19 protein-coding genes are annotated in these 17,348 nt (G+C 57.0%); 4 read left to right on the plus strand and 15 right to left on the minus strand.

Annotated elements, in window-relative coordinates; genetic code table 11:
• Positions 1 to 58: 58 nt before the first annotated feature.
• The 13 genes from K8I04_02805 to K8I04_02865 form a co-directional block, all read right to left on the minus strand.
• Positions 59 to 925, minus strand: coding sequence for an integrase domain-containing protein (locus K8I04_02805; GenBank protein MBZ0070651.1), 867 nt, complete (start codon positions 923 to 925; stop codon positions 59 to 61).
• 937 nt (positions 926 to 1,862) lie between these two features.
• On the minus strand, positions 1,863 to 2,885 hold the full coding sequence (locus K8I04_02810; protein MBZ0070652.1) for a nucleotidyl transferase AbiEii/AbiGii toxin family protein: 1,023 nt from the start codon (positions 2,883 to 2,885) through the stop codon (positions 1,863 to 1,865).
• Positions 2,882 to 3,505 carry a DUF6088 family protein gene (locus K8I04_02815; protein ID MBZ0070653.1) on the minus strand — a complete coding sequence of 208 codons (624 nt, stop codon included), beginning with the start codon at positions 3,503 to 3,505 and terminating at the stop codon, positions 2,882 to 2,884. Before K8I04_02815 ends, K8I04_02810 begins: the two co-directional genes overlap by 4 nt.
• Before the next feature lie 152 nt (positions 3,506 to 3,657).
• Entirely contained in the window at positions 3,658 to 4,323 is a 666-nt protein-coding gene (locus K8I04_02820) for a hypothetical protein (GenBank protein ID MBZ0070654.1), read from the minus strand.
• Positions 4,324 to 4,452: 129 nt separating this feature from the next.
• Positions 4,453 to 4,881: a hypothetical protein gene (locus K8I04_02825; GenBank protein ID MBZ0070655.1), complete on the minus strand. Its 429-nt coding sequence runs from the start codon at positions 4,879 to 4,881 to the stop codon at positions 4,453 to 4,455.
• 97 nt (positions 4,882 to 4,978) lie between these two features.
• Entirely contained in the window at positions 4,979 to 5,470 is a 492-nt protein-coding gene (radC, locus tag K8I04_02830; GenBank protein ID MBZ0070656.1) for a DNA repair protein RadC, read from the minus strand.
• A 106-nt stretch (positions 5,471 to 5,576) separates the two neighbouring features.
• Positions 5,577 to 5,981 (minus strand): DUF3577 domain-containing protein, encoded by a 405-nt coding sequence (locus K8I04_02835; GenBank protein MBZ0070657.1) that lies wholly within the window; start codon positions 5,979 to 5,981, stop codon positions 5,577 to 5,579.
• Between the two features lie 197 nt (positions 5,982 to 6,178).
• Positions 6,179 to 7,204: a ParM/StbA family protein gene (locus K8I04_02840; GenBank protein ID MBZ0070658.1), complete on the minus strand. Its 1,026-nt coding sequence runs from the start codon at positions 7,202 to 7,204 to the stop codon at positions 6,179 to 6,181.
• A gap of 39 nt (positions 7,205 to 7,243) precedes the next feature.
• Positions 7,244 to 7,624: a hypothetical protein gene (locus K8I04_02845; protein MBZ0070659.1), complete on the minus strand. Its 381-nt coding sequence runs from the start codon at positions 7,622 to 7,624 to the stop codon at positions 7,244 to 7,246.
• Between the two features lie 75 nt (positions 7,625 to 7,699).
• On the minus strand, positions 7,700 to 8,509 hold the full coding sequence (locus tag K8I04_02850) for a TIGR03761 family integrating conjugative element protein (protein ID MBZ0070660.1): 810 nt from the start codon (positions 8,507 to 8,509) through the stop codon (positions 7,700 to 7,702).
• 166 nt (positions 8,510 to 8,675) lie between these two features.
• The gene (locus K8I04_02855; protein ID MBZ0070661.1) at positions 8,676 to 9,938 is read right to left on the minus strand and encodes a helix-turn-helix domain-containing protein; all 1,263 of its coding nucleotides are present in this window, start codon (positions 9,936 to 9,938) and stop codon (positions 8,676 to 8,678) included.
• A complete protein-coding gene (locus tag K8I04_02860) occupies positions 9,931 to 10,539 on the minus strand; it encodes a DUF2857 domain-containing protein (GenBank protein ID MBZ0070662.1) in 609 nt (202 codons plus the stop codon). Before K8I04_02860 ends, K8I04_02855 begins: the two co-directional genes overlap by 8 nt.
• 5 nt (positions 10,540 to 10,544) lie before the next feature.
• Positions 10,545 to 12,104 (minus strand): chromosome partitioning protein ParB, encoded by a 1,560-nt coding sequence (locus tag K8I04_02865; protein ID MBZ0070663.1) that lies wholly within the window; start codon positions 12,102 to 12,104, stop codon positions 10,545 to 10,547.
• Between the two features lie 448 nt (positions 12,105 to 12,552).
• Here K8I04_02865 and K8I04_02870 point away from each other — a divergent pair, with 448 nt between their 5' ends.
• The 3 genes from K8I04_02870 to K8I04_02880 all read left to right on the plus strand — a co-directional run bounded on the left by K8I04_02870 (position 12,553) and on the right by K8I04_02880 (position 14,817).
• On the plus strand, positions 12,553 to 12,804 hold the full coding sequence (locus tag K8I04_02870; protein ID MBZ0070664.1) for a hypothetical protein: 252 nt from the start codon (positions 12,553 to 12,555) through the stop codon (positions 12,802 to 12,804).
• A gap of 365 nt (positions 12,805 to 13,169) precedes the next feature.
• Positions 13,170 to 13,427 (plus strand): AlpA family phage regulatory protein, encoded by a 258-nt coding sequence (locus tag K8I04_02875; protein ID MBZ0070665.1) that lies wholly within the window; start codon positions 13,170 to 13,172, stop codon positions 13,425 to 13,427.
• 178 nt (positions 13,428 to 13,605) lie between these two features.
• Positions 13,606 to 14,817: an IS256 family transposase gene (locus K8I04_02880; GenBank protein ID MBZ0070666.1), complete on the plus strand. Its 1,212-nt coding sequence runs from the start codon at positions 13,606 to 13,608 to the stop codon at positions 14,815 to 14,817.
• A 112-nt stretch (positions 14,818 to 14,929) separates the two neighbouring features.
• On the opposite strand, the gene K8I04_02885 is transcribed toward K8I04_02880, so the two are convergent.
• Both K8I04_02885 and K8I04_02890 read right to left on the minus strand, forming a co-directional pair.
• The gene (locus K8I04_02885; protein MBZ0070667.1) at positions 14,930 to 15,718 is read right to left on the minus strand and encodes a nucleotide-binding protein; all 789 of its coding nucleotides are present in this window, start codon (positions 15,716 to 15,718) and stop codon (positions 14,930 to 14,932) included.
• A gap of 95 nt (positions 15,719 to 15,813) precedes the next feature.
• Positions 15,814 to 16,467, minus strand: coding sequence for a hypothetical protein (locus K8I04_02890; protein ID MBZ0070668.1), 654 nt, complete (start codon positions 16,465 to 16,467; stop codon positions 15,814 to 15,816).
• 286 nt (positions 16,468 to 16,753) lie between these two features.
• Here K8I04_02890 and K8I04_02895 point away from each other — a divergent pair.
• On the plus strand, positions 16,754 to 17,348 hold a 595-nt coding region (locus K8I04_02895), incomplete at its 3' end, for an IS5 family transposase (GenBank protein ID MBZ0070669.1).

Below are 17,348 nucleotides of genomic sequence, written 5' to 3' on the forward strand. Positions count from 1 at the left end.
CCTCCACACAGGGAACTAAAAATCCATCCAACTATTTGCGCCGTTTCCTGTGTCCCGGTCAGCGCCCTAAGTACACCGAAGTGATCTGCTCGCGTTCATGCCCGAGTTCCCGACTGATGGTCTGCCGCGCGTGTCGGTCCATCACCTTCTGCCCGGGACTGAGCGCCCTCGTCACCGGCCCGCCGGCGGCCGGCGCCTTCCATCCGGTCAGCTCTTCGTAACGCTGCTGCGCATACGCGTGCCGCAAACCGTGCATTTTCGAGAGGCCGGCATTGGCTGTGTGCCGTTCGTAGGTGCGAAGCTGCTGCACATAGTTCCGATCGTTCGGAATGAGGGAACCGCCTGCGGCAAGCCGGTGCACGCGACCCAACAACTCGCGCTGTTCATCGCTGCGCACCGGTATGTCGCGTTCCTTGCCGCCTTTGGTCCAACTGGCTTTCAACGTGATGCGGTCACCGCGGTCGGCGTAGCCCGGATTGAACTTGATCGCCTCCTCACGGCGCAGGCCGAAGGCCTGCTGCAATTCGAGGCTCATCCGCACATAGGGATCGCGGATCTTCTCCAGGTCCGGCGCGCCCACCGATTTTGCTTTCGACCCATTGGTAACGAACTGCCGATCCGGAATCCCGTAATGGTCGTTCGAGCGGGCCACGACATTCTGCTTGTCCACCTTCTGCGCCCACCAACGCAAGACCGCCATCCGGTTCTTGATCGTGCCGACGCTGAGTTCCTGCGCCAGCCAATCCTTGACCAGCGCCTCGACATGCTTTGGTTTCAGTGAGCGCGCGTTCATGCCACGAAAACCCAGTGCATCCAACTGGTTTGAGATAAGCATCAAGTGATGCATGCGCTTCGCTTGTGTGGAATAGCTGCCGTCGCGGTTGCGGTGGCAGAGTTGTTTGAGTTGGTAGTTCAGATCTCTCACGGTGCAATCTCTATCTGGTAAGTGTTTATGACCACCCGGCAGCCGTAGCTAACTGGGCTCGCTTTCGCGAATCGGTCAGGGACACCACTCCCATTCGACCTGAATATGCCTGGTCTCAGGCAACGCCGGTTTTCCCTTTTGGGTAATGGCCCGGCGCTGGCCAATCTGCCCGATCTCGGGCGCTCTCTCAGTGTGGTTTCATGACATAACCTCCTTTCAATTGTGCGGACTCGGTCCGCGGGTTTATGAAAAATGAGCGTCGACGGGATCGCCCTGAGCAGAATCATCAGGGACGACCGTCTCGGCTCGTCGAGTAAAAACAGGCTTGCGCCTACGTGAAGGGCGGACCTTGCGGTCCGTGATGGTTGGAAGATGGACCAACGGCGTACAGCCGCAGCGCGTTACATGGTCCTGATGCGCTTACTTGCCACTGTACCCGCAGTGGCCACGGTTAAATTCGATCGATCTTCGTTTCGAGGGCGCAGTATAGGAACACAAAATCCCGCTGTAATCAGGAAATTCGATCGCAAGCCCGCGCCATTCCCGGGACCGCCGCCCTCGTCACTACCCCGCTACGCTCGCTAGTGACGAGGGCGACTTCGCTGCAACCCAAGCATCCCTCCAGGCTTGTGCCTGGCATGCCGCTTGGAATCGACGTTCGGCGCGGGCTTTCAGGACAGATTGGCCTGCCCACAGGGGTCCACAGGCGCCGCTGATCGCGGCCCAGCCCTTGGCTGCGCGAGTGAGGGGCTCGCTACGCCGTGGCGGGCAAGGCCTGTGGACTCTGTGGACAGCCTCAATAAAGGTAGGTCGGTCGGCGAGGGGGATGCGTTGGTGTGCTTCCAAGCACAGAGATCGAGGTGGTTACAGTGTAACCACCTGGCCGTTTGGATCTCGTTTCACTGTACAGCTATGAACAAGCTTTCTCGGGCGCAGTCTAACCGGCGTTCAACCTGGCCTGAAACTCACCTACTACCGACAGGATCTCAGCGAATGTCGGTACATCGCCATAAAACATCTCCTGCCGCATTCCTTCGTAATCGGCTTGCCAGTCTGGCCGGTCGGCTTCCACTGGCAATAACCGCAACTGGCCGGGATTCAGCGTCGAGTAATCGACCCAGCTATAGGGGAAAAAGACCTGGCGGTGGGCGGCAACCCGTTCGAACAGATCGAGATCCTGTGCAGATTCATCGCCGATGCCAGCGAGGATCAGCCGATAAAGGTCATAGTAGTGGCGAGCCATGGCTACCCCGCGCCGCTTGGCTTCCGGCCGAAAGGTTTCCTCGTGCAGGAGCATCGCCTTCTCCCAGAAGGTACGCCTTGGCATGACCGCGCGAACACGCGCCCCCGGCTCCGACAGCAAATCCGGAAAGGCGTCGCTGATATAGGGTCTGACATCGATCGATTCGGCAGGGTCCGTATCCGAGCGGGCGCCCATCTCGATCTTGACGGCACGGCGGAGATAGGCGGCTTGCTCCGGGAAGGCTGTCGGATAGACCAACAGCAAGGTCTGCCCATCGGGATCGTCGGCATCGGGCTCGAGCACCCATTCGAGATCCTCCGGCAGTTCCGATGAGATCGCTTCGATAAGTGCTGGCCGTATCCTGTCCCTGATCGTCTGCTGACAGGCTTCTTTCAGCGCCTTGAGGCGCTTTGTCGTCTGTTTCTTGCTGGGCGCCGTTTCCGGCGTATTGTCTCCTCCAAAGCCCAGGACACCCCGGTCGATGACGATATCGATATCTTCGGAAAAGCGTTCGATGAGGTTCCAGCATTTGGACAGTGACGTACCGCCCTTGAACGACAGGTGTTCGCCCCATTCGGGTAACTCGAACAGCTTGCGCAAGGTCCAGCACACCCAGAAGTCCTTTTCGACGGCGATCTCGAACAGGTTCAGTTGCGCACCGGCTTCCGTACAGATCAGCCGGCGGCGTTCTACCGGCAGTTCGATGAATTCTTTCATGCGGCGTTTTTCTTGTCGGTCAGAGTGCGAATGATATCGGCGATCCAGGCGGGAGCGTATCGAATATCCTTCATCAGTTGTTTGCGTGCCGCGTCATCGAGCCGATGGTCGAGCCGCTTGATGATCTGCTGATCGACATTCTTCCGCCCGATGTGGCGCAGGGCCTGAATGACCAGTCCACTGACCTTTCCCGCCGTGGCCATATTGCGGGGCGTGGTGTGCTTCAGGATGATCTGGCGCTTGCCAACCTGGACGGTTCGCGTACGACCATCCGTGAGATACACGACCTTCATGGGAACTTGGGTAGAGAGCCCAAGGAGATTGGCCGCGTAAGCCCCGGAGGGTTGCAAACGGGTCGCGTCACGGCCTGCCAGGGCGCTTGCGATATCATCCGTCGATGGCTGCAACGAGCCCAGCTGGGGATCGATTTTCGGGTAGTCATAGAGCCCCCGGGCAAGCTGGCGGATAAGGCCGCTGTCCCGGTGCCGCATCAGCGCAAGATCGATCGCACGGCGGGTTCCGAGATCCGTGAAACTATCAGGCGTAAAGACCCAGCCCCGCTTGCGGGACTGAATCCGCCGGAGGATCTTGCTATCAGTGCTGTCGATGTGCTTGCCCATATCTTGTGAAAGAAATATATATACGTTTTTCTTTCAAAAGTAAAGCGGCATGTAGGACTGAGATCTGGACACACACCCCTTTCCTGTTGTTTTTGCATGATAATTCTTGAATCGACAAGATTTGCCCCGCACGAGGCGGGGCATGGAAGTGACTACGCATCGATGGTCCGGAATACCTCATCCAGATCGATGCGGGCCGGCTCGATCCATGATTCGACGACATACGCTTTCGAGCGGCTGCCGTCGGATTGCGTGATGTCACACAGGTCTTCCGGCGCCTGTCCCTCGATATCGTAATCGATCACGGCCACGGAAGGCGCAGTGTCCGGCAGGTCGGCGATCACCGATTGCACGATGCCGCCTTCGATGACGACGGCAAGCCGCGAGCAGCGCGGACTCGGCTCAGGACGATCCGTCTCCGGACTTGATCCAGATGCCTGAAGCGCCGCCTGGTAGGCCTGATCCAGGTCCTCCCAGTCGATGCTCCCGCCCCGCGCTTCACCGCGGCGGTAGGCCTCGATCAGCAGGCGGACAGCTTGAAAAGCCGCGTCCCGGCGGCGGATCGCTGTGACGCTGGCGCCTGGTTCCGGCCAGTCACCGGATACCTCATCCTCCACGGTAAACTCAAGCGGAACACCGGCATCACCCTGTTCCTCGAAGTCGTCGTAGAGCAGCGGTACTTCCGCCGAGTCCTGCCAGATATCGCCCTGGTCGAACAACTCACCGGCCTTGGCGACGGCGGTTTCTGGGCTTTCGGCCTCGATGCCGACCATGACCCTGTGTTCGTAGGGCAAAGTGTATTGAATGATGTATCTCATGATGGTTCTCCTATAATTGATCCGCTGGAGAGACCATCCCCCACCAGGGAGACGATCTCCCCGATGGGGTTGGTTGTGAACTCGAGTCATAGACCCGATTGAATTGAAATAACGCTGTTGAAACGTTTCTCAGTCCTCATGAGGCAAGAGGATGGTGATCACGGGTTCACCCTGATCACCCGGGCCGACGATCAACTTCAATGTCGTCAGTTCCGCCTCCATCGACCGCCCGTCACGGGGTACCCGATAGAGTTGGAACAGCAACCGGTCGCCGGAACCCGAACCCGTCCGTATGGCGTGAGATGCCATGAAGAGCACATCCCACAAACGGCCGGACTCGTCCTGATGGACCTGCCTGTCGCTGTCGTCATCCGTCCAGGCCACACAATCGGCCCAAGCGTCGGTAGTGATGGCCACAGGCCATTTGAACCCGGCCTCCTGTGCCATGCTGCCTGTGTCGATGAGCACACCATCTTCGATGGCCTGGGCCCGGGTATAGGTGGAGATGACCTCACCGAAGAACGATTCAGTGCTGCGATCATTTGAAGAGTTGGACATGGTGTTTCTCCTGCGTGGAATGAACACCGGGTCACACCTCCTTCCCGGCCGGGAAAGAGGATGCTTTCCCGGCTGGGGTTGTGAAAAATTACGAATGTCAGAGCAGGCCACGTTCAGCGAACGACACGCTCTCACCACCGGAAACCACGAAGTGGTCGAGTACTCGCACATCGACCAGTGCCAGTGCCTCTTTCAGCCGGCGGGTGAGCATTTCGTCCGCACGGCTGGGCTCCGCGACTCCGGAGGGGTGATTGTGGAAAAAGACCATAGCGGCCGCGTTCACCTCCATGGCTTGTTGCACGACGACGCGCGGATGAACCGAAGCACCGTCGATGGTGCCCTGAAACAACTCACGCACAGCGATGATCCGATGCCGGTTATCCAGAAACAGACATCCGAATACCTCGTTTCGGTAGTCGGCCAGACGAAGACGCAGAAAATTCCGTGTCTCGACCGGACTGCTCAAGGTTCTCCCGGCGCGATGCTTGATCGCCAATACGTTCATCGCCAACATCACCACTGATTGCTTCTCCACGTCGTTGAGCTCCGACGGCTTCAGACCGGCGAACCGGTCGTCCGTACTCTTCATGACTGATCTCCTCGAATAGACCGGGAGACCAGACCCGCGGGGGGATGATCCCCCGAGGCAGGTTGGAAGGTGGCCGGGTAACTGAGTTACCCGACCGGATGTGGACTTACGCAGCGCTCTCTTGCTCCGTATAGAACGGCTGGCCGTCGACCTTGGCCCATGACACGCGAAGCAACCGGGACTTCAGACTGACTCCGGTCTCGCCGGCCTTGTCGCCGTTCTTGAAAGTGAAGGGTTCCGCATACAGATCACTGAGCGTGAATCCGATGAGCACCTTCAACTTGCCCTCCACAGCCGACTTGAGCTGGCGCACGATTTCCTGCGCCTTCTTGCCGGACACGGGACACTCAAAATGCGTGTACTGGACGTTGTCGACACTGCCGCGAAGGGCAGCGATGGTGACACTCAGAAAAGGAGTCCCCTCTTCCGGCGTCACCTCCCGGACACGGTTGAGATAACCGATGCCGTTGATGTGAAGATCGAAATACTTGCTGCTTTCGTTGTTGGACATAGTGCTTACTCCTTCAGGTTGCTTTCATCCGGAGCAAGCGCGACCCTGGCGGGAAGGCTTACCCGGCAGGGTTGGTGAAAAACGGAAACGATGACGTTTCCTTGAAGCTGGACCGAGGCTTTCGCCACGGCGCCTGTTGCACGATCCTAAGGCGCCTTGTTTGTCACTGAGACCGCAGTGACCACGTATAAAACCGGTCAGGCAACGTCCGACTCTTCACAGACGTATTGCAGATACTTCAACATCCCGCGCGCGTTGGCGAAGGCCGGGTGTTCGGCGATGGCCTGGTTGGGAAACCAATCGGCGATATGTTCCACCAAGGCAACGGTGCCACCGCCGACGAACACTATCCGATCCAGTTCCACGCCCAGCCCGAGTTGGCGACGGCTCTCGGCATAGAGCCGTTCCACCAGCTCCCGCTTGGCGGCGTCCACCAGTGCCGCGACATCGTGATCCTTGCCGTGCAAACGTACGACGCCGCGTTCGACGGCCGATGACACCAGCTGCTCGCCCACGTTCTCGAGGTCGAAGCGTTCCTGGATGCCGTTGGCCACCTGCTGTTTCACGTCCAACATGCCGCCCTGTAAGGAACCCGACGATGCGTGGACGACGCCCTGGTCCTTCACGACCACGTAGTCGGTGGTGCGCCCGCCGATGTCCACGACGGCGATCGGGACCGACAAGCGCGCTTCATCAAGAATGACATCATTGGCTTGGGTGACGATGACGTAGTCGTACCACGCGGCCAGCGCCTCCGGGATCACCTCGTGGAACGCGATCGCGGCCGGCAGCCGCTCCGACTTCGGTTGCACCGCCTGCTTCAAGCTGAGGCGCTTCTTCTCGATGGTGTCGCGACGCTGCTCACCGTTCTTCTTGTAGAAGGCGCTGACGGGGAGTCCGGAGACCGCATGAATGGAGCGGCCGGACAGCCCGGCTTCCTGGAGGGCATGCTGTACGATGACGCGGTTCAGTCCCGAGGTGGGATAGCCCTCGAAATGCGTGGGCGCACCGTCGACGGCGCCCACCGCATACATCGCCCCTTCGGTTTCGTACTCGAAGATGCGCTGCCGGCCGTTATCGATCCAAGTGACGCCAGACTTGCCGACCCTGGCCCGCGAGGGAATGGCGATCAGCCTGCCATCCGGCAGGGCCACCTTGGTAAAGGCGTAACCGTCATCGAGACCCACCTGGATGGGCGACACCGTATTGGATTCTGTCATCATTTCTCCTCCGTTCTTGTCTCGTCTTTTATGCAACCAGCCTCAACCAATCACCTTTCTCAAGCCGGCGAAGGGCTTAGCCTGACCCGCTGCGGTGTTCACTTCGACCGCCGCCGGCGTCGCCGCGGTCTCGATGACGCGTGGAGCCGATGGTTGCGCCAACCAGGCGGCAAACGCGGTTCGCGGTTGCCTCGTTGACACGCCTTGGCCTTGTGGTGGTCTCATCGGTTGCGGAACAACCTCGTCCTGTACCACCCGCAACGATTGGCATTCCTGGCGAAAGCCCTGCACCAAGAGCCCGCGCAGCCACTCTTGACGCCGGACTTCCGGAATTCGCTCCAGCCGGTTCAGGATCAGGGCCTCAAACGCCACCCGCGGGTCGAGCAGAAGTGCGATACGTTTGCCTGCTGTCGACTTAGTCATACGGCTTCGGCCCTACCGGCATTGACCGTGTGTTCGCAGGAGTATGGCGGGAAACGCGTTGCATACCAGCGAAAACTAAGTGCTACCGGTGACGTCGTTTACCGCCGCGGCGATATCCGCTTTTGGTGCGGAGTCAACGGGACTCAGACGGATGTGCTTGGCAGCCTCTTCGGGAAATCGGACTTTGCGCGGCGCAAGTGGTGCCTGGTGTGCTCCGTTCAACACGCCGTCCGGAACTTCGCCCATGACCTGCCGGGCGCGACTCGCGTTGGCGGTGCCCTGTTGGAGTGTCGCGCGATCGACGTTGAGGAAGTGATAGCCTTGCGGTACTGCGAACGCACCTCGGATCTTGCGCGCACATGTATTGAGCGAGCCCTCCATCGTGGCGCCGGTCAGCAGTCCCACATGGTGGGCGGTCAACAGCGTGCGCACAAACCTGTCGTACTCGGCGATCAACTGGGCGCCTCGGTAGGCGTAGGGATTGGCAAACTGGAGCGCGATCCGAAACGGCTTCATCGACTCCGCCACGGCCACTTCCAAAGCGGTGAGCTGTTCGAGCTGCGCGTCCAACGCGGCCTGTTCGTTCTTGACCAGGTCGTGCACCCGTTCGAGCGCCTCGTGCACCTTGACCAACCACCAATCGGCATAGGGATCGTCATTGCGTGCCGCTTGCCAGATCACACGCAGCCGATCGGCAAAGCCCACCAGCCCGATGATCGCCGGTTTGTCGGCATTGCCGTTGCGCCCCCGGATCAGCCGTTGCGCTTGCCGGGTCTGGACCGTTAGCCACACCTGCCCACGCAGCGCACCCGGCCCGGCGTCGACCCTCGCGTCTTCCGGGTGTTGCTCGGCTCGCTGATCTGGTTCTGACTTACCGGAACTCATTTGGCATATCCTTCATCCTGGTGAATGAGTCCTCCATCAATCCATGACGGGAGCCGACCGACAAGAATTTATTCCTTCACGGTTCGGTGTGGTTGACGCCGGGAAGCGATTCGGGGAGGGGATACTGAGAGTGGTTACACTGTAACCACTGCAGTTCGGGTATAGGTCAGCCCGACTCGTCGTCGGTCTGAGGACGCGCCGGCATGTTGAGCGACTTGCGTAGCTCGGCAAGTTGTCTTTGACCTGAGGCTCTGGAATTTTCGCAACGCTTCGCTTCTGCCGGACTTTGTTCCTGTTGCTTCAGGTGTCTCTCACGCGCCTTCTCCCGCTCGATGCGTTCGTCGCGCACCTTGATGCCGAGGTTGGACACAAACTTGCCTTTGTTTGAGGCGCGACACAGGAAATGCAGGAAGCGTATTTCGTCGTACACCGGTTTCATGCCCTTCTGTTCCGAACGAAACCGGCCTTCCAGCTCATCGAGGATGGACTGGCGTGCAGTGGCAGGTACGGATTTCAAGTAACGATCCGCCACTGCGCGCTGGTTGTCTGTGAGGCGCTTGGGGTAGATCAGGGGCGGCTCCTCATCCAATGGCCCTACGATTTTTTTCTCGCCAGTGGTTTTTGTAGTTGTAGTTGTATTTTTATTTATATAACTACTACTACCCGACTTTGAATTTTGAGGGTTCGAAATTTGAAGCTGGGTTTCCTCCGCCTTTGAATTTTGGTCCCGGTGATCCGTACCGTCTTCCCCGACCACGTTGCGCAGTTGCGTCATCACCTTTGCGCTGAAGGCAAAATAGCGCCGCGGTGAATCCTGCTGGATCGCCTCGGCCGCTTGCAGGCGACGTTCGAGCGGATGGATTTTGGCGCAGATATCGAGGCCCTCCTGGATGTCCTCGTCGATGGTATCCAAAACCCCCTTGGCGACCAGGCGCACGCGCGCGTGATGATGCCCGAGCGACTGCTGCAGGAACTGCATATAGTCCGGGTCCAGATGCAGGGCGTCCGCCAATGGCAGAGGTTCGTCGTGCAGTGCATAGACGTTACCGCGGAAGCGGCCGCTTGCCTCCCGCAGCCGCGCGCACAAGGTCAGCCAACGCGTGGCGCGCAGAATGGCGATGGCCCGCGAGATGGTCGATGTGGAGGAGACGTTGGTTTTCTTGGCGAGATGCTCGTAGCTGGGGAACGCCGTGCTGCCGCCGGTCTCCTGGGCCTGCAGCATGATGACCATCCACACCAGCTTGTCCACGGGTTCGAGCACGGGGTCTTGCACTACCAGCGTGGGGAACGCCTGATGGCGGTTCCCCATGAACAGCATGGTATCGGACTGTTTGCTACCCGATTCCTGTTGTGCGCGTTCGACGGTCGCCTGTATCAGTGCATCCAGTGCGTGGGTCTCGGGCCGGAGTCCGCGAGAACCCTCACCCATCCGAACAGGCTCGCTCCACAGGGTCGTGACTGCTTCGACCCGTCAAGTCACCGTATTGATTCCAGCGTTGCGTCAAGTTCCATATGGCCCGCATTGAGATACCGGTTTCACGGTGGATGGCGAGATACTCGTTCGGTGCGAGCGGACCATCTTCTTCGTGTTCCGCCCGTTGGACCCAAGCGTTCCAGAGCTTGTGCGTGCTCGCTTCATCGGGTTCCGCCGGCCGGCCGACCGAGGGATCGACAGTCAACATGCGACGCAGGCGCGTGTATTCGCGGGAACCTAAACCGAACAGCGTCTGCATCATCTCCAACGGTGCGTCGGCGGCGATGAGCACTTGTTGCAGTTCCTCGGATTCGCGCTGCCGCCGCAGATGCTCGATCATGGGCCAGTACACGTCCCGATTGAGAACGATATCCAGGCAATGGGCGCGCAAGGACTCGACACGATAGAGGTCGGCCAAGTTCATCTCGCGCAACGCCTCGATTTCGCGTGGGCCGAAATTCATGTTGCGCAACGCGGCTTGATCCCCTTCGGCCAGGCAGCGGATCGCGTACATCAGCACGGCCGTGATCAAACCGGATTCCTTGGTTCCGTCCATCGCGCCTACTCCCAGAGCCGGACCTGCGAGGCCTCCGCCGCACGGTGAATGCGACGGTAGGTGTCCATCAGGTTGAGCAGATCCTGCCAGTCCTGCTCGCCGAGTTGACGCCAGAGCCGATAGCCGGTATGCCCCGGGTCCAGGGTCCAGACGCTGTTGAAGAGCAGACCGGCATCCTGATTCTCGAGCGCCTGGCGCAAGATCGAGTCGTCAGACAAGGTGGCGATAACGGCATCCAGTGGCGCCACGGTCATCTCCGCGCAAGCCGCCAGGTGCCACCACAACATGGAGACCTGGCCAAGCGTGTCAGCGTCCAACTGATCGGCCAACGACGAATCCGGTACGTCACGGAGGATGAATCCGAGTCCCTTGCCGGACAGAGGCACGACCAGGCCGCCGATGCCATTGCGTTGCGCAAGGCGCGCGGCCAGTGTCCAGGCTCGGGCACGTAATGATTTGAGATCCGTGGAAGCGGGTTGGCTGGGCGTGATCGAACTTACGATGGAGCCCGCCTCTGACTCTATAGGGTTAGACGGCTGCTCCTCTGAGTCTTCCTCCGATGGATCGGGCGCGATGACAAGTGATGGTCGTTGCGGTGGAGGCACTTCACCCTTGGATACTTTATCCGCGTTGTTGCCGCGTGAGTCACCAGGCGTCTTGCCCTTTGCAGCACTTATTGGTTTTGCCGTATCGGCATTAGACGAAGGGACTCGTTCTTCTGGTGTGTCAGAGTCACGGTCGCTCTCAAGGACCGGGGTTTCGACCTCACGTCCCAAAAGCTGCGCGTCCAGTTCGACGCGAATGGCCTGGATGCTCACCTCGAGCTCTTCAGCAATCTCAATCTCAACGGCATTGCGCAATAGTTCGAGATCCCACTCGGGACCGTCGTATCGTTCACACAATGCCGCGAACACTGCATCGAAGGATTCGTCATCACCCAGCTTGCGTTTTTTCCAGAGGGCGCGCGCCGCTCGGTCCAGGGCTCGAATGCGCTCCACCTGCGGTCGGCCGAGACCCGACTTCAGTGCCTGGGGAATCACCGGGAGCAAGGTGTGAACCGCATAGCCCATCTGAGAGATCAGCCCGTGACTCAAGCTGTAGCCGCGGTCTCGGAGTATCGTTTCGAGACGACGCTGCGAAAGCTCATCGATGCCCATCTCCTCTTCCAGGAGCCCCTTGGCCTCGAAGACGGCCTGGGCCTTGTCGATGAAACTCAGTCCGCCGCGCAGATCGTTTTCCCTGAGATGCGCCAGCAGCACATCCGACTCTTCGCGCCACGGTTTGAACAGGCAATCAACCCACTGGAATCGCTCGTCGCCCGTTTCCTGGTACAACGCCTGCAGGATGTGCAACCGTGTGTTGCCGCCGGCGCCGACGACGTAGTCGGTTTCGTCGGGTCGGCACGTGACCACCAAGGGCTGATCCATGCCATCGGCCCGGATGGAGGATTTGATGCGGTCGTATTCCGGATTCTCACTACGACGCGGATTGCGTTCATAGTGGTTGATACGACGCACATCCAGCTTTACCGTCGTGGCCGCGTCACGGGTGCCCGGTTCCTGCATGGCGCTAGAGTCTGGGATAGCCATTGACTGCACCCTAAATGTCAGCCAGCTCGGGGGACATCCCCACCAGAAGCGACGCGATATTGGGATCTTTGCATGCGAGGTCGCGAACATGTCTCGAATACGGCTGGTTGCCGCTGGAAACTTCGTTTAACACCACTTTCTCCTTCATGAACTTCTTCCCTGCGGATGTTAGTGGCCTGGACAGAAATGAACGTTTCCGAAAGCACGTCCCGGTCGAGCTGCTTTCATACTTGATTCGTCAACCTGTGGGCGGTATGACCCTCAATTGTGAACCAGGTCGGTTGGAGTGATGGCGTATGCTGGAAACTATGTGGAAAGGTCGCTGCTGAATGCGGGGTTTCTAGCTAATTCCCATGTGACCAGGCCAATACAATCATTGCATCGAAAACGATGAAGCCATGGAACAAGTATGAATCAGATCGAAATACTACTGGATGCGATCAACAACCTTTCCCCGCGTATCCCGATTACGGTGGACTTATGGACGGTGAAAGAGATCGCCGCTTATTTGAAGCGCTCTGAAGCGGTCGTACGTGACCGGATTACCGCCCTCCCCGGGTTTCCTCAGGCCATCAGGCTTCCGGTCGCCGGCAGTAAACGCCGTGGGCAACCCTTGTGGAAGGCCAAGGAAGTGATCGCCTGGACTGAGAAACATCAGGAAAATCGTGTCGCCTAATCGAGCTTATCGGACAGGTCCTTCACTGAAGGAGCGAAATAGACGTTCTGCAATACCCGAAGATCACGGTGCCCGCTGATCCGGGCAAACTCCATCACACCAAAGACTCTCGACAGACGTGTCAAGGCCTCACCGTGCGTGTGAGCGTGGCGTACTTCAAGAAGTATCTGTAATCGCCGCCGCTCATCGACACGCACCGGCGGGCTTTCAATAACGAAAGCCCGCACCTGTCTGCCCGCTTTTCCGGGTTTTTCTCGCACGAGCCGCCGTTAGTATGGACTGTGTATCAAAGCACGGTGGAGCACGTGAACTCATGAGGCAACCGACAATCGCACACCAACCCCCACTTTGGGTATTCATCGCGTATGCCTGAGCATCACACAATCCGAATCGAAAGAAAGCCAGCGGTGTTAAATCGAACCGGGATGAGTCACGCGACCCTCTATCGTCGAATCAGTGAAGGCTTGTTCCCTCCTGGGGTTTCCCTTGGTAATCGTTCTGTCGGCTGGCTGGCCCATGAAGTGGATACCATGTTAAATGCATTTGCCTCGGGAAAAACAACAGAGGAACTTCAAGCCGTGGTAAAACTTCTCATTGAAAAACGGCAGAATCTGGCAGCTTGAGTGATTGTTTGTCACCAATAAGCTGATTGAGCTCAGACTCGAGCGATAGACCTTGTCAAATGGGGTCGCGCGCCCTATCCGTCTGACAGTGGTTCAGAACGGCCACTATCAGACCTTCAGAAGGTAGTGTTCAGAATTCTGTGTCATTTCATTATCATTAACGCAAAAGGAATGACACATGGCAATACAAAAAACCCAGTTCGATATGGACGCAGCCCTCAAAGCGCTGCGTGAAGGTAAAGATCTCACCGGCAAAGATGGTGTACTGACGCCTCTGATCAAGCAGCTCACCGAGGCCGCCCTGCACGCGGAACGTGACTGTCACCTGGCGGAGGACGACACGCCCAACCGCAAAAATGGCAGCACATCCAAGACGGTCAAAAGTCCGATCGGCAGCTTTGAACTGCACACACCCCGTGACCGTGCAGGCACCTTTGAGCCACAGCTGATCAAGAAACACCAGACCCATCTGACCGATGAGCTGGAGCGCAAGATCCTCGCACTGTTCTCACTGGGAATGAGCTACCAGGATATCCGTGCCAACATTAAAGACCTCTACGGCATTGAGATTTCCAATGGTACGCTGAACGCCATCACCGACAGGCTGATACCGGAACTACAGGCCTGGCGTGAACGCGACCTCGATGCGATCTACCCCATCGTCTGGCTCGATGCCATTCACTACAAGATCAAGGAAAACGGACGCTACGTCAGCAAGGCCATCTACACCTTGCTCGGGCTGAACATCGAGGGCAAGAAGGAGCTGCTCGGCCTGTACCTGTCTGACCAGGAAGGCGCACACCACTGGCTGAGTGTGCTCACCGACCTGCACAATCGTGGCGTCAAGGACATCCTGATCGCCTGTGTCGATGGCCTGAAAGGCTTCCCTGAGGCCATCGAGAGCATCTACCCCGACACTGAAATCCAGCACTGCATCATCCATCAGATCCGCAACTCGATGAAGTATGTGGCCTCGAAAAATCAGAAGGCCTTCATGGCCGATCTGAAGTGCGTTTACAAAGCCGCCACCCTCAACGCCGCTGAAACAGCACTGGATGATCTGGAGGCCAAATGGGGCGAGAAATACCCGATGGTCATCCAGTCCTGGCGCAGCAAATGGCCGACGCTGTCAGCCTACTTCAAATACCCGGAGTACGTCCGCACCGCCATCTACACGACGAATGCCGTCGAGGCGGTGCATCGCCAGTTCCGAAAACTGACCAAGACCAAGGGCGGCTTCGCTAACGAGAACAGTTTACTCAAGCTCCTTTACGCCGGTATATTGAAGGCCTCAGAGCGCTGGACGCATCCCATACAGAACTGGAACCTGACGCTATCGCAGCTGACGATTCACTTCCCCGGCAGACTGGGTGCTTACATCAGCCTCTGATGACGACTCAGCTGACACAGAGTTTTGAACACCCTCCTTCAGAAGCAGGACAATCTCCTGAAAGCGGACACTCAAGGTTAGAAGCTCACCGAAGCGCCGTTTTAGCTGCGTATTAGAACGGTATGTCATCGTCGAATGCGGATTCTTTTTTAACTTCGAAAAGATTTTTATTGCTTTGTAACCATTCGATACCACCCTTTGTCACGTAATAATATTTTTCTTCGTAGTCATCTTGATTGAGAACCAGCTTTTCTTCCAATAGCCCCCTACTGATGAGGCTTGTGACACCTAAAGCAAATGCTACCTTTTCAAACCCTTCCTGAGTTATTTTTCTTTCCAATTCCCAAGAGCTGACACCTCCAATGTTAGATGGCCAAAACGAAAACGCTGTTGAAAGAATCGCAGTTTCGTAGCTTTCAAGCTCCGATTCACCCTCGCTTCCAGGCTTCAATACTGGAGCTCTTGCGATTCGTTGTGCAGTTTTCAATTCATTTTCTACGTACTTTACAATGTTACGTTCCAATTCTTCAAAACCGCTTCTTGAATCAGTTCTATAAAAAACAATTGGTCGATGTTGCACATCGAATGGTAGTTTTTGCCGGTAAGCTTTGTCGCACAGAATCACCGTTGGTCTATCCAGCGCAAGTGCATACCCTAACTCTAGCCATACATTTGGATTATCCTCGCTGACCTCTGCCACGCATATTGAAGCCGACTCAATTGCCCTTTCAATTTTGTCAATTACTGGATTCAAGCCCAATATTTCATCCGCTCGCTGGGGCTCTACATTTGCCTTCACCAAAGCGGGACGAATGGTTTCACGATATCTTCTATCGAACGTACCATCATCAAAAGACTGGATCACAAAACATGTTGGTTTTGGTTCTTTATCTTCTGTCATTTTTTGAACCCACTTAAACAGCTAAGGTTTCGGTTGAGCCGACGAGGGGCCGCGTAGCGCCTCCGAGATCGGCTCGAACCTGTTGTTCTGTGCGGTCATGACGGGAGTAACCCGGTAATCAGCGGCAGAACCTTAGCTACCGCATCAGTGAAACCACCTATGGTCGCCACATCCTGAATTTGTGCCCAAATATGCCCAATTATGGTCTTGTCTGGGTCGGACTTAACAAGTTGGTCCTTTAGGCTTTCGATATCTACGGATACATCAAGTTTCTGTGACTCATCTAGTGAACTCACTGCAACCGCATTTTTAAGATTCGACAGTTCGGTGTGGAGAGCGGCAAATTCTGCATTTACGATATTCCCATCGCCGAGGGTGATGACATTGGTGCCAGTTGCGGTGATGTTTATACCTGCGTATTTCCCACCTTCTTTGAATTCTGATTCGCCTTCGATTTTGTCGATGCCTGACGCGGATATCTCGTACCACGTGACGGTTGATGGCACTGTGCCGCCTTTTACCTGAACGGTTTTTTCGATTTCCGACTTATTGATCCACCCTTTATCAATTAGGTAGGTGAGATTCGACATTACCTGTTGTTGCGATAGCCCGTGAGAATCCTTGAGACCTTTTTTAACATCGCTTATTTTTGCGGCGGAGCCCTTCTTACCGTACTGACTTGTGGCACTTGTATTCCGTTCGTAGAACCAGTGCAGAATTTGTTGTCTGATTTTGTCGTTGGGATTCATTTTTAGACGATCTCATACCACGGTAGGCCCTGATAACCTTTTGGGTGACTCACTGCGTATAAATCTTGCGTCCTTCGATTTCGTACCGAGGAAGCCCTTGATAACCATCTGGATGGCTAACAGTGGTATATATTCTTTCTCCTCTGATCTCGTACCAGGGCAATCCTTGGTAGCCGTCAGGATGGCTTACAGTCGCTCGAATCTTACTCATTTACAGCTAGGGCAACTCTGATTAAGTCCCAACATCTGCGATAATACGCGCATTGTTCACAACGGTTAGGTATCGATGAGACAGCAGACTTTCGCCACCGGTGACTTTGAACGCTACCGCAAGCCAACTCGGCGGGAACAGTTTCTGACCGAGATGGAGCAAGTGGTCCCATGGGCCCAGTTGTGCCAGCTGATCGAACCGTTCTACCCCAAAGCCGGAAATGGCCGTCCACCGGTTGGCCTGGAACGCATGCTGCGCATCTACTTTCTTCAACACTGGTTCAGTCTGTCGGATCCGGGTGCCGAAGAGGCGTTGTATGAATCCCGCTCGATGTGCCGTTTTGTCGGCATCGACCTGGGTCGGGAGCCGGTGCCGGATGAGACGACGATTCTCAACTTCCGACATCTTCTGGAGCGGCATGAACTGGGTGGGCGCCTCTTCCAGGCGGTGGGTGACTACCTTCAGGCCCAGGGGCTGCGGGTTTCCAGCGGTACCATCGTGGACGCCAGCATTATCAGTGCCCCTAGCTCCACGAAGAATAAAGACAAGGCGCGCGATCCCGAGATGCATCAGACGAAGAAGGGCAACCAGTGGTACTTCGGCATGAAGGCGCATATCGGGGTGGACAGCAAAACCAAGCAGATTCACTCGGTGGCGGCCACGGCGGCCA

The organism is Gammaproteobacteria bacterium, from assembly GCA_019911805.1.
Taxonomy (GTDB): Bacteria; Pseudomonadota; Gammaproteobacteria; order Thiohalobacterales; family Thiohalobacteraceae; genus JAHJQQ01.